The following is a 14,854-nucleotide window of genomic DNA, read 5'->3' on the forward strand; positions in this document are numbered from 1 at the left end:
CCACCTACGGGTGCCGGGCACGCCACCTGCGGCGGACCGCGTAGACACCCGCACCGGCCGCCAGCACGGCGGCACCGCCGCCCACCGCGGAGTACGGCAGCGCGAACGCGAGCAGCAGGCAGCCGGCGAACCCGACGACGGGAACCAGCCGGGGCGGGCGGCCCTCCGCCGAGCTGAGCGTCCAGGCGCTGGCGTTCGCGATCGCGTAGTACACCAGCACCCCGAACGAGGAGAACCCGATCGCCCCACGCAGATCCACCGTCGCCGCCAGGACCGCGACGACCACACCGACGGCCACCTCGGCGTGGTGCGGCACCGCGAACCGGGGATGGACCGCCGCGAGCAGGTGCGGCAGATGCCGGTCACGGGCCATCGCGAACGTCGTGCGCGACACCCCGAGGATCAGCGCGAGCAACGACCCGAGCGCGGCGAGTGCCGCCCCGACCCGTACCACCGGTACCAGCCAGCCGGCCCCGGCGACCCGGACGGCGTCCGTCAGCGGCGCCGTGGCCCCGGCCAGTCCCTCCGGGCCCAGCACCATCACGACGGCGACCGCGACGACCGCGTACACCACCAGCGTGATCCCCAGCGCCACCCCGATCGCGCGGGGGATCGTGCGGGCCGGGTCACGGACCTCCTCCCCGAGGGTGGCGATCCGCGCGTACCCGGCGAAGGCGAAGAACAGCAGGCCCGCCGCCTGCAGCACCCCGCGCACAGTCATGTCCGCGCCGACCCGCAGCCGGTCCACCTCCGCCGCGTCGGCGCTCAGCGCGGCGACCGCCACCGCGGCGAGGACCGCCAGCACCACCGCCACGATCACCCTGGTCGCCAACGCCGAGCGGTGCACCCCGGCGTAGTTCAGCGCGGTCAGCGCCACCACCGCGGCGACCGCGACGGCATGGGCCCCACCCGGCCACACATACGCCCCGACGGTCAACGCCATCGCCGCGCAGGACGCGGTCTTGCCGACCACGAAAGCCCAGCCCGCCAGATACCCCCAGAAGTCACCGAGGCGCATCCGGCCGTAGACGTAGGTACCCCCCGACGCCGGGTAGCGGGCCGCCAGCCGCGCCGACGAGGTGGCGTTGCAGTACGCCACGACCGCCGCGGCCCCCAGGCCGATCAGCAGTCCGGATCCGGCGGCCCGGGCGGCCGGCGCGAGCGCGGCGAAAATCCCCGCGCCGATCATCGCTCCCAGGCCGACGAGCACCGCGTCGGCCACACCGAGCCGCCGGCGCAGTTCGTCCGGCACCGGCTCAGCTGCCGCCTTCGACGCCATACCCCGGACTCACCCTCCGCCGACTCCGCCCCGACCCGCCCCGCGAAACGGCGCAGAAATCCTGGGCCCTACCCACGACGGACCGTACAAGGCCAGCAGCGACGATCTGCGCGCCTCCACCCAGCCAGATGGGAAACGTCAGCAGTTGTTCACATGGCCGTCCTCGGGGTCGGCCATCACATGCAGGTCGACATCGGCGGGGCCGGCCCCGAGTACATCCTCGGGGCCGGCGTCGAGAGCACCGGGAAAGCCCACTGACAGATACGTCTCGACCCCGTCGACCGGCCGGGTGAAGCACAGCCGCGCCCCGCGGAACACCCGCTGCTGTGCGTGGATGGGATCGGCGTGGCGTAGTTTCCAGCCGGCTGCGGGTAGTGCGTCACGATAGAAGTCCGCGATCTCCTCGGCCGAGATCCCGGTGTGGTACCAGCGCGACGCATACGGGTAACCCGTGCTGTCGCCACATCCATGGCCGGCACCGTCCGCGAGGAGGGTCGCGCCGCCGGGACGGATCTCCAGCACCGTGAGCGCGTCCAGCTTCTCGGCGAAACGCTTGTCGCCGCGGGTGCACTCGTCATCCAGCGCCGACATGTCGGGGAGCGCCCCGCAGCCGGCGGCCAGCAGCACACCGACAAGAGCACCGAGAACCGGCACCACCCGCATCATGCGACCACGCCCCCTGATCTTCACCATCGCCGACAATAGGGATATCCGTCCGCTCCGTTGCGCGCGGGGTGCGTCCGGACGCACACGGTGCCGACGGCTTGGAAAGCTGAGCTGGTACCGTCACCGTGTCCGTTCGCTTCGCTGCGACCTGAGGAGGTGAGACCCATTACCGCTGTATCCGGCTGGGTGCTCTCCCTCTTCCGTCCCGCGGGGCGGGCCGCCTGACGCAGGTGGCCGTCGGGAGCGCCCAGAAAAGGCATCCCGAAAGGCAACGAACCCATGCACCTGCACGTCACCTCCCAGACGACCATCTCCGGAGTCGGGGAACGTCGCTTCACCCTCGACGGCATCACCGGCGCACTGTGGACCCCCGCCGGAACCGACGCCGACACCGCCACCCCCCGGCCGCTGGTCCTGCTCGGCCACGGCGGCGGTCAGCACAGCCACGCCCCCGGCGTCCTCGCCCGCGCGCAGCGCTACGTGACCCACTGCGGGTTCGTCGCGGCGGCGATCGACGCACCCGGCCACGGTGACCGGCCGCGAACCGCCGCGGACGAGCAGTTCTTCGCCGACCTGCAGCGGCGGATGGCGGCGGGTGAACCTGTCGGCGACCTGCTCGCCGAGGACAACGCGACCCGCGCCCACCAGGCCGTCCCCGAATGGCAGGCCACCCTGGACGCACTCGAGACCCTCGGCTGCGTCGCACCAGGCGGGCCCGTCGGGTACTGGGGGGTGTCGCTGGGCACCATGATCGGCATCCCGCTGGTCGCCGCCGAACAGCGGATCACCGCCGCCGTGTTCGGTCTCGTCGGCGCGCGGCATCTCACCGACGACGCGGCCCGGATCACCGTTCCGGTGCAGTTCCTGCTGCAGTGGGACGACGAGCTCGTGCCCCGCGAGGCCGGCCTCGCCCTGTTCGACGCCTTCGCGTCCACGGAGAAGACCCTGCACGCCAACACCGGCCGGCACATGGACCTGCCCCGCTTCGAAGTGGCCAGCGCCGAGCTGTTCTTCACCCGCCATCTCACCACCGGTGATCCGGTGACCCGGTAGCCATCGGAGGCGGCCCGGCCACAACGCCGGCCGTGGCCGCCTCCTCCACCACCCCCGTTCGAGGCGTCTGCGTCAGGGGCGGGGGCGGCGGGTCACCTGCGGCCGGGTGAACGGGGCGACCTCGACCGGCGGCAGGACCAGCCCACGCCTGCGCATCGACGCGACGACATCAAGCACCGACACCCCCAGGCTCTGCAGGACCGCGGCGAAACCCATGCCATCACCGGAATACACCAGGGCGCTCAGCCAGTCCTCGGGCCGCGGCCGGGGGAATCCGGCCGCGAGGGCGAGGCCCGCGGCCCGCCCGCAGACCTTGTAGGCGTCGGGAGTCATCCCCGGCGCTGCAGCGTCAGAGGGAGCCACGGTGCCGTCGGCTCGCGGCGTCACCAACGCGCCCCACTGGCCGTCACCGGCGACCCGGTCGTAGGTGACGCCATGCTCGGCGAGGACCTCGGTCGCCACGGACGGCTCGGACAGCAGCGCCAGCACCAGATGTGGCCCGGCCGCGGTACTCCAACCGCGGATACGGGCCTCGTGCAGGGTGCGTGTCTCGACGTTCACACCGATCTCCTCGCCTGATCCACCCCGACCGCCGATCTCCAGCAGATCACGGATGCGGCGCCGGTGCGGCCGGTGGGCGGTGGCAGGCTGGTCCGGTGGGCGAGCAGACGGGACGACACCGCCCGGCCGGGCCGGGGCTGGTGCCGCGGCTGCCCTCACCCGTGGTCGAGGTGGCCGACGAACGCCTCGCCGCCCGCGGTGTGCGCCTGCTGCTGAAACGGGACGACCTGATCCACCCCGACGTCCCGGGGAACAAGTGGCGCAAGCTCACACACAACCTGGCGGCGGCCACCGACGCCGGCCATGACACCTTGCTGACGTTCGGCGGGGCGTACTCGAACCACATCGCCGCGACCGCGGCCGCCGGCTGGCACCTGGGATTCGCGACGATCGGGATGATCCGCGGGGAGGAACACCACCCGCTCAACCCGGTCCTGGCCACCGCCGCGGCGCGGGGGATGCGCCTGGCCTACCTGGACCGGAGCCGGTACCGCTCCCGCGACGACCCGGCGTTGCACGCCGAGCTGCACGACCGGTTCGGCCGGTTCTACCTGCTCCCCGAAGGCGGCAGCAACACGCTGGCGGTGCGCGGCTGCGCCGAGCTGGCCGCCGAACTGCTCACCCAGATCCCCGACGTGGACGTGGTGTTCGTCCCGGCCGGCACCGGTGGGACCCTCGCCGGTCTCGCCGCCGGTCTCGCGGGCCCGCGGCGGCGGGCGGTGGGGGTGGCGGTGCTGCGCGGCGGGTTCCTGCCCGGCCACATCGCCGCCCTGCAGCAGGCCACCTTCGGCGCGGTGTCGGCGAACTGGACCGTCGTCGAGGACTTCCACTGCGGTGGCTACGCCCGCCGCAACGCCGCCCTCGACCGGTTCATCACCGACTTCGCCGACCGCCACGGCGTGGTGTTGGACTGGGTCTACGTCGCGAAGATGCTGCACGGCGTCTTCGCGATGGCCGGCGACGGGCGGATCGCACCCAGGTCGACCGTCGCCGCGGTCATCACCGGCCGATGCACCGACCCGCCCAACCTGCCCGACCCGCCCGAGCGGGCCGGGTCCTGACCAGGTCCGGCCGGATCAGGCGAAGATCTCACCGAGCCAGGTGCGCAACGCACCCTCGACCGCACCCGGGTCGGCATCCGCGGCGAACAGGTGGGCGACGACGGCCACCGGGGCGCCGAACGCGTCCCGACCGAACACCCGGAACATCGCATCGGCGGTGTGCAGGCCCAGGAAATGCGGCGCCACATAGTCGACGGTCACCTCCAGCGGGGCCAGACCGGTCACGGTGAGGGTCGCCCGGTCGCCGGGGCGCACCTCGGTGAGACCCGCCGCGCGGAGCAGCACCGCGAAACCACCCGCCAGCGACGCCGCGGGCGCCTCCACGTTCACCCACGCGGCCGGGCGACCGGTGTAGTCCCGCACGTACTGGGCCAGGGTGTGCAGGTAGAAGTCGGTGTGCGCGGCGGCACCGTCGTACTGGTTGTCCCAGTCGTCGACGAACACGCCGCTGTGCACGTACCGCACCCACGTCGTGCCACCGTCGCGGGCCTCGATGACGTGCTCGAGCTGGTTGAACCAGCCGTCCGGCCCGTCGTGGCGCAGGACCAGATGGTGCGGCGGCTCCCAGGCGCACACCGTCCCGCCGCCGGCCACGGCGCCACCGACCCTGGGCTCCGGCGGGGGTGTGGGCCACAGCCAGCCCGCGTTCCCGCCGGTGACCGCATCCCAGTAGTCCTGCGGGCTCGCCTCGACCTCCAGCTCGCGTTCGATCGCGAACTCGCGCCCGGCACCCGCCGTGAACGACCGCCCCGAATCGTCCACGGCGTCGGACTCGGGCGACTCGGAGGACTCGGACATGACAGTTCTCCTCCAGGTGATCAGGCGGGGTCAGCGTACGACGTCGAAGACCTGCTTCTGGACACCGTTGCCGTAGGCGGCGAACTCGACGAGCTTCAGCATGGTCTTGTCCTTGTCCGCGGCGGAGAACAGGCGCCGGCCGGCACCGAGCAGCACCGGGAACACCAGCAGGTGGTAGCGGTCCACCAGACCGGCGTCGGCGAGGCTCGCGCCCAGGGTCGCACTGCCATGCACGGCGATCGGCCCGCCGTCGGTCTCCTTGAGCGCGGCGACGTCGTCGACCGAACGCAGGATCGTCGCCGGCCACCGTTCGTCGTCGGTGGTGAGGGTGGTCGACACGACGTAGCGGGGCATCGCGTTGTAACCGGCGAAGTCGTCCATGGTCGGCCAGACCGGGGCGAACGCCTCGTAGCTGGTGCGGCCCAGCAGCAGGGCGGCGGTCTCCTCCTGCTCACGGCCCTTGATCTCGTAGGCGGCGGGGTCGAAGTCGATGTCCTTGAAGGTCCAGCCGGTGTTGCGGTAGCCGGACTCCCCGCCGGGAGCCTCCATGACGCCGTCGACGGAGACGAAAGCGGTCACGATCAGGGTGCGCATCAGAGTTCTCCTTGTGAGGGCGTGTATGCGACGCCGGTGCGCCGGTTCGCCGCAGGTGTCGGTGGTGTCGGTCAGGGGGTGGCGGACTCGCCCGGCGTGTGCGCCGGCGGTACGCCCGGGGGTTTCAGGCTGGGATGCAGAGCGATCACCAGCCGGTGCGGCCGCCCGCCCGGCGCCGCGGCATCGTGGTATCGGCTGACCAGCGCGGTGACGGCGTCGGACAGCTCCGCCGCGAACGCGGCCCGGTCCGCGGCCGAGCCGAACCGGATCTCGCTGTCCACCGCGAACGTCGCGAGCTGCTTGCGTGCCGCCGTGGCACCGGCGAGCATCTCGCCGACCTCCCGGATGAGCCGGGCCGCCAGCGCGATCAGCCACCGCGCCGATGTCTGGTCGCGGGCCCGGTCCGGGTCGGGAGCGACATCGGCCAGGGCGCTGGGTGAGATGACATACGAGCGGGCCGTCGCCTGCAGGACCCGCTCGGTGCAGTTGCCCTTACGGCGCTCCTCGACCAGCTCGACCAGCCCGTGAGCCTCCAGCGCACGCAGATGGTAGTTGACCTTCTGCCTGGTCAGCCCCGTCTGCGCGGCCAACGTCGTCGCCGACCCCGGTACCGCCAGCGCGGCCAGCAGCCGCGCCCGCACCGGGTCCAGCGACGCCTCCGCCGCACCCGTCTCCTCGATCACCGCCACGTCCAGCACGCACCGAGCATCCTGCCGACAAAAAAATTTGTCAAGGAGGGGGTTGTTGTCGGACGTGTGGCGCCTGCGTCAGGCTCATCGCTCACCGACGGCGGCTGTCGGGATGGCAGACCTGGAACGGCGCGGCGCTTCCCGCTGACCGCGTGATCCGTCCCGACCACAGCGGGGCGCAGTTGCCGGTGGTCAGCGCCCGCAGTGTGGTTCCGTCATCGATGCCGTTACCGAAACACCAGTCGAAGTAGACGTAGGCCTCACGGGTTGACCCGCCCACCGTCAGACGAAGCACGATCGCGGTGCCCCCCCACATGTTCGTCGCACAGGTCCCCGGAGTGTCCGGGCCACCACCCGCCGGAGCCGCCCTGATCGCCGCCAGCAGCGCGGCGGCCTCGGCCCCGCCGAGCTCACGCGACGCCAGCAGCCCAGGGCTGCCCACCGGGCTGCTCAGGTCGTAATGACAGACCGCGATCGTGTCCACCACGTCGAGCCGGGCCACATCGAACGGCACGCCTGGACGGACGAACCCGCCGGCCTGGATCGGCGAACTCGCAGCACAGCCATGATCGTCAACCGTGACCCGGCGCGCGGAGGCCATGATCCGCTCGGCGTCATCGAGGTGCGCCTCATCCGTCAGGACGAACACCTTCGCCGAACCCACCGAGCGCACGAGCCGAGTCCAGCCGTACGCACTCACCCGCCCGTCCGGCACCTCCTCGGCCCCACCCGCGGCGGGCGTGGGAGCGAACCAGACATGCGGCGACCAGTACTCACGAGGCACACCGCCGCCATGCAGGTCCGGCCCCTCCCCACCGCCCGGGCAGCCAATCATCATCGCGGCCCGGTAGGGACCTCCACTGTCGACATACGGCGTGACGGGAAAGGCCTGCCGCCGGCCCTCCACCGCGGCGCACCAGTCACTGCCCGGCGCCGGCGCGGGCTCCCACGAGGCCGGGACCTCCACCACCATGTCCCGAAAGGACTCCGATCGCCACCCCGCCTCGGACGCCTCCGACACCTCGGATGCCCCATGGCCGCCTGGTGCCGCGGCTTCCGGACCACGCCGGCCCGTCACGTCGCCGCCCGCTGACGCACACGCCACGGCCAGACCACCGACCAGCAGCACCGCGGCGGGCACCCACATCATCGACACCATCGCGCGCAGGCCACCCCGCCGGCCATGCGGGCCACTGCAGCAGGAAACAGCGGCCCGCCAGGTCATGGCAAACCGACGTGATACACCGACCAGACAGGTTCCCATGGCGATACAGACGCACGGTCACACGTATCGGTTCACCAAACCTCGAACAACAGCCAGGCGCAGACGATCCTTCGGCTACGAATGTTCGACAGCCGAGGCGTCAGGCGGGTGACGCGTCGCCGCATAAAGACGACGAACCACATCCTCGATATCCGGCTCCTCCACCCGGAAATCCACCACCTCCACCAGCGCCGACACCGCCGCCAGCACCCGCGCCGCGGTCGTCACCTCCGGGTCGAACGCCAACCGCTGACGCAGACCACGCCCCTCACTGCCCAGATGCCGCGCCGCCACCACACCCGCCACCTCCAGATCCGCCGCCGGCTCCGCGAGATCAACCACCAGCACCCGATCCGCACCCGCCGCACCCGCCAGACCCGCCAACGCACCATCGAACGCCAACCGGCCATGGTCGATCACCAGCACCCGCTCACACAGCCGCGCCACATCACCCATGTCATGCGTCGTCAACAGCAACGTCGTCCCATACGCCGCCCGCTCCTCGACCAGGAACTCCCGCAGCCGCTGCTTCGACAGCACATCCAGCCCGATCGTCGGCTCATCCAGAATCACCAGCCGGGGGGAGTGCAGCAACGCCGCGGCGATCTCCGCCCGCATCCGCTGCCCCAACGACAACTGACGCACCGGGACGGACCAGAACTCCGCCATCTCCAACCGCTCCACGAGCTCATCCGTCCGCGCCCGCCGCCGCGTCGCCGGCAGCGCATGAATCGCCGCCAGAATCCGCAACGACTCCCACACCGGAAGGTCCCACCACAGCTGCGACCGCTGACCGAACACCACCCCGATCTGACGGGCCAGCCGCCGCCGATCCTTCACCGGACGCAACCCACATGTACACACGGTGCCCGCCGTCGGCACCAGGATCCCCGCCAACATCTTGATCGTCGTCGACTTCCCGGCACCGTTCGCACCGATGTACCCGACCGCCTCACCCGCACCGATCCGCACCGTGAGGTCCTCGACCGCGCTCACCTGCCGGCGCCGCACCCCGTCACGAACGGTGAACCGCCTCGTCAACCCGACCGTCTCCACCACGGTCTCTCCGGTGGCGGCCGGCACCTCCGCCGAGCCCCGCGCCCGCGGCAGCAGACCCTCCGCGCTCAACCGCCACCTCCCTGATAGTGCCGGACACCCAACCGCCAGCACCCCAACGCCACCGACCACGCCCAGACCGCCGCCATCGGAGCACACCAGCCGAGCCACCCCGGCAACCACGCCGGCCCCGGCAATCCCAACAACACCAGCGCCGGCAGATACCCCGTGAACGCCATCGGGACGAAAAACCCGAACACCAGCCGCAACGGCCGGCCCCACACCGACGCCGGCTGCGTCGCCGCATACCGACCCCCGTACACGAACGCGTTCGTCATCTCCCGACCATCCACCAGGAAGAACTGCAGCCCACCCGCCGCGACGAACAGCGCCGCGAACACCGCCACCCCACTGACCAGCGAACTCACCAGCAACACCACCGCCGCCGGCCGCCAGTCGATGTCACACAGCACCAGCCCGACCACCAACGCGACCAGCCCCACCGACGCCCGCGCCAACCGCCGCAGACTCACCTCACTGGTGATCAGCTGCGCCAGCAGCGGCTGCGGCCGCAGGTAGAACACATCCAACGTGCCCGCCCGCAGATACGTCGGCAGCCGGTCACAATGCCCGAACACCAGATCAGCCAGCGAGAACGCCAGATCCGCCAGACCGAACACCAGCAGCATCTGCCGGAACTCCAACCCACCCAGCCGCGTCGCCGCATGGAACACCACCCACACCTCGGCCAGCTCCACCACCGCCGACAACAACGAACTCACCAGATCCAGGACGAAGTTCGTCCGATACGACAGCTGAGACCGGGCCCGCGACGCCAACACCGCCCCATACGGACGCAGCCGATCCCGCCACCCCGCAACCGGCTCCGCATCCACCAGCCCCGACGCGGGCACAGCGGTCGAGGTCACGGCAGACACCGCGGCCAGCGGCTCGGCAGCGGGCGGCTCAACCACCCTGAATCTCCAGACGCCGCCGCCCCGCCCGCGTCAGCACCTGACCGGCCCCACCGACAACCACCAGCCAGAAACCCTGCACCGCCAGCAGCACACACGCACCGGCCACATCAACCCGATCAGCCAGGATCGTCACCGGATACATCAGCATCGACGGACACGGCGTCACCTGCGCCAGCAGCTCCAACCACCGCGGAAACAGGCTGATCGGCACGAACAACCCGGCAAGAAACCCCGACGCCACCATGTACACCAGCTGCACCCCACGGGTCTCCACCAGCCAGAACCCCGCCGTCGCCACCAGATAGACCGTCGCCGCCGAGATCACCACCGCCATCAGCAGACTCACCACACCCAACACCACCAGCACCACCGACCGCGGCCACGTCATCCCGACCACCAGCCCACCGATCGCAAGCTGCGGCACCCCCCGCGGAAGAAACGCGAACAACCCCTGCCCGACCTCCACCGTCACCGTCGCGGCCTGCACATCCAACGGCCGCAGAAAATCCACCGCGACCTGACCATCCTTGATCCGCTCCGCGAACTCACTGGCACCCCAGAAGTTCACCGAACCGAGCATCGCCTGCGACAGCCAGATATACGTACTCATCTGTGCGACGTCATACCCACCGACCTCACCACCCGCCGCCCGGACCGCGCCGAGCAGCACCGCCACCTTCAACAACCCAAACGTCACATTCGTGACCAGCCCGCTCAACGCGGCCAGCCGATACGTCGACTGACGACGGAACCCGGCCACCAGAAGCAGCCAGTAAACCCGCACCGTCGCCCGCACAAAACCACCAACAATACAGCCCGACCACACACCGGCGGACCACCGGCGACCAGCTACGACGAATCAGCCGGCCGGATCCCCATACCCAGAACCGCCAACGCCCGCCCCACCAGATGCCGCATCAGCACCGGATCCCCACCCCGATAACGAGCAAGAAACTCCTCCGCCGACACCACCACCCGCCCCGCCGACTCCAACCCACCCGACCACTCGGCGAACTCAGCCACCCGCGCCGCGAAAACCAGCATGTAGGTCAGATCATCGGCACCGAACAGATCCGACTCGATCACCTCGACCGGCTCCAACACCCCGACCCGAACCCGAACCTCCTCCCACACCTCACGCCGCGCCGTCTGCTCCGCACCCGTCTCACCCCGCTGCACATGACCACCGGGAAGATCCCACCCACGCGCCAGATCCGCCAAAACCAAAGCACCATCCCCAGCAACCACCACCACACTGACACTCGTCACCGCCGCGAACGGCACCTGCGCCGACGCCCCCAGACACCGCAGCACCACCGGCCCCCGGCCCTCCCGCCGACCGGACGTCGGCCGCCGATCCCCACCGCCGGAACTCACTCCGGCGGAGCCAGCGTCGTCAGACAGAACGGATGACCAGCCGGATCGAACAACACCCGCCACCGACCAGCAGGATCCGGCTGCACCGCGGCCGGCACCGCACCCAACCGCACCGCCTCCGCAACCGCCACCTCAAGATCCACCACCGCGAGATCGAGATGAATCTGCTTCGGCACCCCAGCGTGCGGCCACGTCGGCGCCACATACCCCGGCACCGGAAACGCCACAATCCACAAACCCTCCGCACGCACCCCCACCGCACCCGTCGAACCGGTGAACCCCACCTCCCCACCCAGCATCGCCGCCCAGAACCGCGCCAACAGCCCCTCCGAGCCCTCGGCACAGTCCAACGACACGAAAACCCGCCGCGATACCGCCACGGCGCCGCACACTACCCCGAACCGCCGGCAGCTCCAGCCAGAAACCCGAACTAGCCCACAGACCCAACCAACCGGCGCCGAGCATGCAGCACCGCATCGTGGACAACAACCTCCCCGCCATCCACCACCACCGACCGAGGACACGCCTGCGCCACCAACACCTCCCACTCCACCGGATCCAACAACCCCGCCAGCTCCGCCGCCGCACACAGATCCGCCGCCTCCGGACGAGCAATCCCCAACGCCAGATCAGCCGGATCATGCCCCACCATCAGCAACGAACCTCCCGGCGCCACCACACCACCCAGCCGCGCCACCAACCCAGCCCGCCGATCCGCCGGCACATGCACGAACTGCGCCGACACCAGATCAAACCGGGTCTCAAACCGCGGCACCCGCGCCGGCCGCCCACCCTCACCACCGGAACGCCCAACCGGAGCATCCAACCCCGACCAGGTCATCACATCCGCCCGCATCCACATCACCCGCGCCGCCACAGCCCGCCCCAGATCCACCGCCGCGGCCTTCCCCCGCCGCAACGCCGTCGCCGAGAAATCCACCGCCAGCACCTGCCAGCCACGCTCCGCCAGCCACAACGCGTCCGCGCCCTCACCGCAGCCGGCGTCCAACGCCCGCCCCGGCACCAACCCACCCGCCCGCTCCACCAACTGGCCGTTGGGACGACCACTCCACACCGTCTCGCGCGACGCGTACCGCTGCTCCCAGCCCTGCTCATCCAACATGCCCCCAGCATCCCGGGCGCCCCACAACCCCCACCAACCACCCCCACCACCCCGCCGAACCACGAGGAACAAGGCGGCACACGTGCCGCACACACTCAGTCACCTGGCCCATCCGGTAGAACCGGAGCATGAGCCCGGCCGAGGACACCGCGACGACTCCCGCCACCACCCACGACGAGCCCACAGCCGCCGCGGCCACCGGCCAGCCCACCCCCGACAGCACACCCCCCGCCGCCACCACAACCAACACCGCCACACCGACCTGCGCGTTCCCCGGCTGCGACCGGCCGATCACCCCCACCGAACGACCCGGACGCCCCCCGGCCTACTGCGACGACCCCAACCACAACCGGCTCGCCGCCTACCGCCGACGCCGCGACCTCGCCCGCCGCGACACCGCCACCAGCCCCGACCAGAGCGGCGAACGCCCCACCACCCACCGCCCCCTGGCCAGCGGCCGGCTGCGCGCCGACGAACTCGCCGCCCAGATCCGCACCCTCACCACCGACCTCACCCGCAACCTCGACGCCTTCGCCCGCGAAATGGCCAGCCTCGGCGACGTCGCCCGCGCCGAAGCCCAGGTCGAAGCCGCCGAAGCCGAAGCCGCCGAACGGGTCGCCGAAGCCGTCGCCCGCGCCGTCCGCGCCGAACAGGCCGCCCGGGCCGAACACAGCGCCCGCGCCGAAGCCGAAGCCGTCGCGGGCGAAGCCGTCGCCGCCCTCGAAGACGCCGAAACCCGCCTCACCGCCAGCGAAACCGCCGCAGCCACCGCCCACACCGAAGCCGCGGCCGCCCGCACACACGCCGCCACCGCCGTCGCCGAAGCACACGCCACAGCCGAGGCACGCATCCAGGAAGCCCGCGACCACGCCGCCGCCGACATCGACCGCGCCCGCGCCGACGCGACCGCCGAGATCACCCGCATCCACGCCGACGCCGCACGCACCCGCACCGAACTCACCGCCGAACGCGACCGACTCACCGCCGCCCTGCACACCGCGGCGCAGACCGCCGACCGCGACGCCGCGAACCTCGCCGAGCTCCGCGCAGACCGCGACCATCTACGGACCGACCGCGACCGCATCCGCGACGACGCCCGCCGCGAACGCGACGAACTCGCCCGCCTGCACACCGCGGCCAAGAACGACGCCGAACGTGCCCGCACCGCCGCGGCCGAAGAACTCGAACGCGCCCGCGCCGCCGCCACCGAGCAGCTCGAACACCTCCGCGCCGAAGCGGCGGCGCGCCTGCACGCCGAACAGCAGGCCGCCGCCGAACGCCTCGCAGCCCTCGCCGACGCCCGCGCGGAAGCCCGCACCCGCGCGGAACGCGCCGAACGCCAGGTCGACGACCTCACCGCCGAGCTCCGCGCCGCCCGCACCCACCTCGCACACCTCGCCCCACCGCCACGGGCGGGGGAGCCGGGTCCGGCCGAGCGAACCGAGACGACAACGGAGACCACCTAGCCGGGCCCAACCCAGCTCAGCCGGCCAGGCAGCCAGGCGTCGACCCAGGCGAGGCTCAGCCGGCCGCCGGTGCCCGAAGCGTCCGATCGAACAGTGCCAGCGACCGCTCCCAGTGACGCTGCGCCGCCGCCTCGTCGTACACGGCGAAATCCGGCATCGCGAAGCCGTGCAACGCCGGGAGCACCTCGGCCTCGTAGTCGACCTTCGCTTCATCCAACGCGGCCAGCAGCCGCGCATGGTCCGCCTCGGTGTGATGGCTGTCGTCGCGCGCCGCCGCGATGTACAACGCGCCCTGGATCTGCCCGGCCTGGTGATACGGACTCGACGGATCGTCCGTCGCCAGCCCGCCACCGTGGATCGACGCCGCCGCCGCGATCCGCTCGCCAAGCGCCGTCGCCGCGGTGAACGCCAGCCGGCCGCCAATGCAGTACCCGATGATCCCGGCCGGACCGGCCACCACACCCGGCTCGCCCGTGAGCGCATCGAGCAGCGAACCGAGATCGGCCATCACCGCGGGCGGAGTCGCCTTGGTGAAACGATCACCCATCTTCGCCCGCAGCGACGGATCCGAGAAGTCCGTCGAGACCGAGCCGGTGGTCGCCTCGTCCGTCCGGTAGAAGATGTTCGGCACCGCGACCAGATAGCCCGAGCCGGACAGCCGCTGCGCCATGCCCAGCACCGTGTCCCGCACACCGAAGGCATCCGGCAGCATGATCACGACCGGCGCCGGGGTTCCGCCGCCTGGTGCGAACAGATAGGTGTCGAGCACGCCGTCCGCTGTCACTACGTCACGCCGGGTAAACGCCATTGTCCGCACCTTCGCCTTCCAGTCATGTCACCTGACACTCCGGGCCCGGTGGGCGAGCACCGGTAGGTGACCTCGACGCGGC

Annotated in this window: 17 protein-coding genes; 3 read left to right on the top strand and 14 right to left on the bottom strand. The window is 71.3% G+C overall.

The features are described 5' to 3' along the window. Positions 1-4: 4 nt before the first annotated feature. Positions 5-1,279 carry an APC family permease gene (locus AWX74_RS14625; protein ID WP_091276613.1) on the bottom strand — a complete coding sequence of 425 codons (1,275 nt, stop codon included), beginning with the start codon at positions 1,277-1,279 and terminating at the stop codon, positions 5-7. Between the two features lie 138 nt (positions 1,280-1,417). Next, on the bottom strand, positions 1,418-1,981 hold the full coding sequence (locus AWX74_RS14630) for a hypothetical protein (RefSeq protein WP_242666235.1): 564 nt from the start codon (positions 1,979-1,981) through the stop codon (positions 1,418-1,420). A gap of 243 nt (positions 1,982-2,224) precedes the next feature. Between AWX74_RS14630 and AWX74_RS14635 the strand changes: the two genes are divergently transcribed. Then, positions 2,225-2,998: an alpha/beta hydrolase gene (locus AWX74_RS14635; protein WP_226930885.1), complete on the top strand. Its 774-nt coding sequence runs from the start codon at positions 2,225-2,227 to the stop codon at positions 2,996-2,998. A 72-nt stretch (positions 2,999-3,070) separates the two neighbouring features. Here AWX74_RS14635 and AWX74_RS14640 read toward each other — a convergent pair whose 3' ends face one another. After that, complete coding sequence (locus AWX74_RS14640; protein ID WP_165615621.1) at positions 3,071-3,559, bottom strand: Clp protease N-terminal domain-containing protein; 489 nt, start codon at positions 3,557-3,559, stop codon at positions 3,071-3,073. A gap of 95 nt (positions 3,560-3,654) precedes the next feature. Between AWX74_RS14640 and AWX74_RS14645 the strand changes: the two genes are divergently transcribed. After that, a complete protein-coding gene (locus AWX74_RS14645; protein WP_165615622.1) occupies positions 3,655-4,620 on the top strand; it encodes a 1-aminocyclopropane-1-carboxylate deaminase/D-cysteine desulfhydrase in 966 nt (321 codons plus the stop codon). Between the two features lie 15 nt (positions 4,621-4,635). Here AWX74_RS14645 and AWX74_RS14650 read toward each other — a convergent pair whose 3' ends face one another. From AWX74_RS14650 to AWX74_RS14695, 10 genes are all read right to left on the bottom strand, one after another. Next, a complete protein-coding gene (locus tag AWX74_RS14650) occupies positions 4,636-5,418 on the bottom strand; it encodes an ATPase (protein WP_091276624.1) in 783 nt (260 codons plus the stop codon). A 30-nt stretch (positions 5,419-5,448) separates the two neighbouring features. Beyond that, positions 5,449-6,012 (bottom strand): dihydrofolate reductase family protein, encoded by a 564-nt coding sequence (locus tag AWX74_RS14655; protein ID WP_091276629.1) that lies wholly within the window; start codon positions 6,010-6,012, stop codon positions 5,449-5,451. A gap of 71 nt (positions 6,013-6,083) precedes the next feature. Next, a complete protein-coding gene (locus AWX74_RS14660; RefSeq protein WP_091276632.1) occupies positions 6,084-6,710 on the bottom strand; it encodes an ArsR/SmtB family transcription factor in 627 nt (208 codons plus the stop codon). An 82-nt stretch (positions 6,711-6,792) separates the two neighbouring features. Then, on the bottom strand, positions 6,793-7,860 hold the full coding sequence (locus AWX74_RS14665; protein ID WP_226930884.1) for a hypothetical protein: 1,068 nt from the start codon (positions 7,858-7,860) through the stop codon (positions 6,793-6,795). Positions 7,861-8,040: 180 nt separating this feature from the next. Beyond that, positions 8,041-9,048, bottom strand: coding sequence for an ABC transporter ATP-binding protein (locus AWX74_RS14670; protein ID WP_193209903.1), 1,008 nt, complete (start codon positions 9,046-9,048; stop codon positions 8,041-8,043). Positions 9,049-9,089: 41 nt separating this feature from the next. After that, positions 9,090-9,995, bottom strand: a complete 906-nt coding sequence (locus tag AWX74_RS14675; protein ID WP_091276635.1) for an ABC transporter permease — start codon at positions 9,993-9,995, stop codon at positions 9,090-9,092. Then, entirely contained in the window at positions 9,988-10,794 is an 807-nt protein-coding gene (locus tag AWX74_RS14680; RefSeq protein ID WP_091276638.1) for an ABC transporter permease, read from the bottom strand. The genes AWX74_RS14675 and AWX74_RS14680 overlap by 8 nt, the downstream gene beginning before the upstream one ends. A 53-nt stretch (positions 10,795-10,847) precedes the next feature. Further along, complete coding sequence (locus tag AWX74_RS42030; protein WP_341271974.1) at positions 10,848-11,312, bottom strand: NUDIX hydrolase; 465 nt, start codon at positions 11,310-11,312, stop codon at positions 10,848-10,850. A 59-nt stretch (positions 11,313-11,371) separates the two neighbouring features. After that, entirely contained in the window at positions 11,372-11,767 is a 396-nt protein-coding gene (locus tag AWX74_RS14690) for a VOC family protein (RefSeq protein WP_091276643.1), read from the bottom strand. 38 nt (positions 11,768-11,805) lie between these two features. Then, positions 11,806-12,498, bottom strand: a complete 693-nt coding sequence (locus AWX74_RS14695) for a class I SAM-dependent methyltransferase (RefSeq protein ID WP_091276644.1) — start codon at positions 12,496-12,498, stop codon at positions 11,806-11,808. A 128-nt stretch (positions 12,499-12,626) separates the two neighbouring features. On the opposite strand from AWX74_RS14695, the gene AWX74_RS42035 reads away from it, so the two are divergent. Continuing rightward, positions 12,627-13,964: a hypothetical protein gene (locus AWX74_RS42035; protein ID WP_091276648.1), complete on the top strand. Its 1,338-nt coding sequence runs from the start codon at positions 12,627-12,629 to the stop codon at positions 13,962-13,964. Positions 13,965-14,019: 55 nt separating this feature from the next. On the opposite strand, the gene AWX74_RS14705 is transcribed toward AWX74_RS42035, so the two are convergent. Then, positions 14,020-14,772: a dienelactone hydrolase family protein gene (locus AWX74_RS14705; RefSeq protein WP_091276651.1), complete on the bottom strand. Its 753-nt coding sequence runs from the start codon at positions 14,770-14,772 to the stop codon at positions 14,020-14,022. Between the last annotated feature and the right edge of the window lie 82 nt (positions 14,773-14,854).

Origin of the sequence: Parafrankia irregularis (assembly GCF_001536285.1) — a bacterium.
Lineage (GTDB): Bacteria > Actinomycetota > Actinomycetes > Frankiales > Frankiaceae > Parafrankia > Parafrankia irregularis.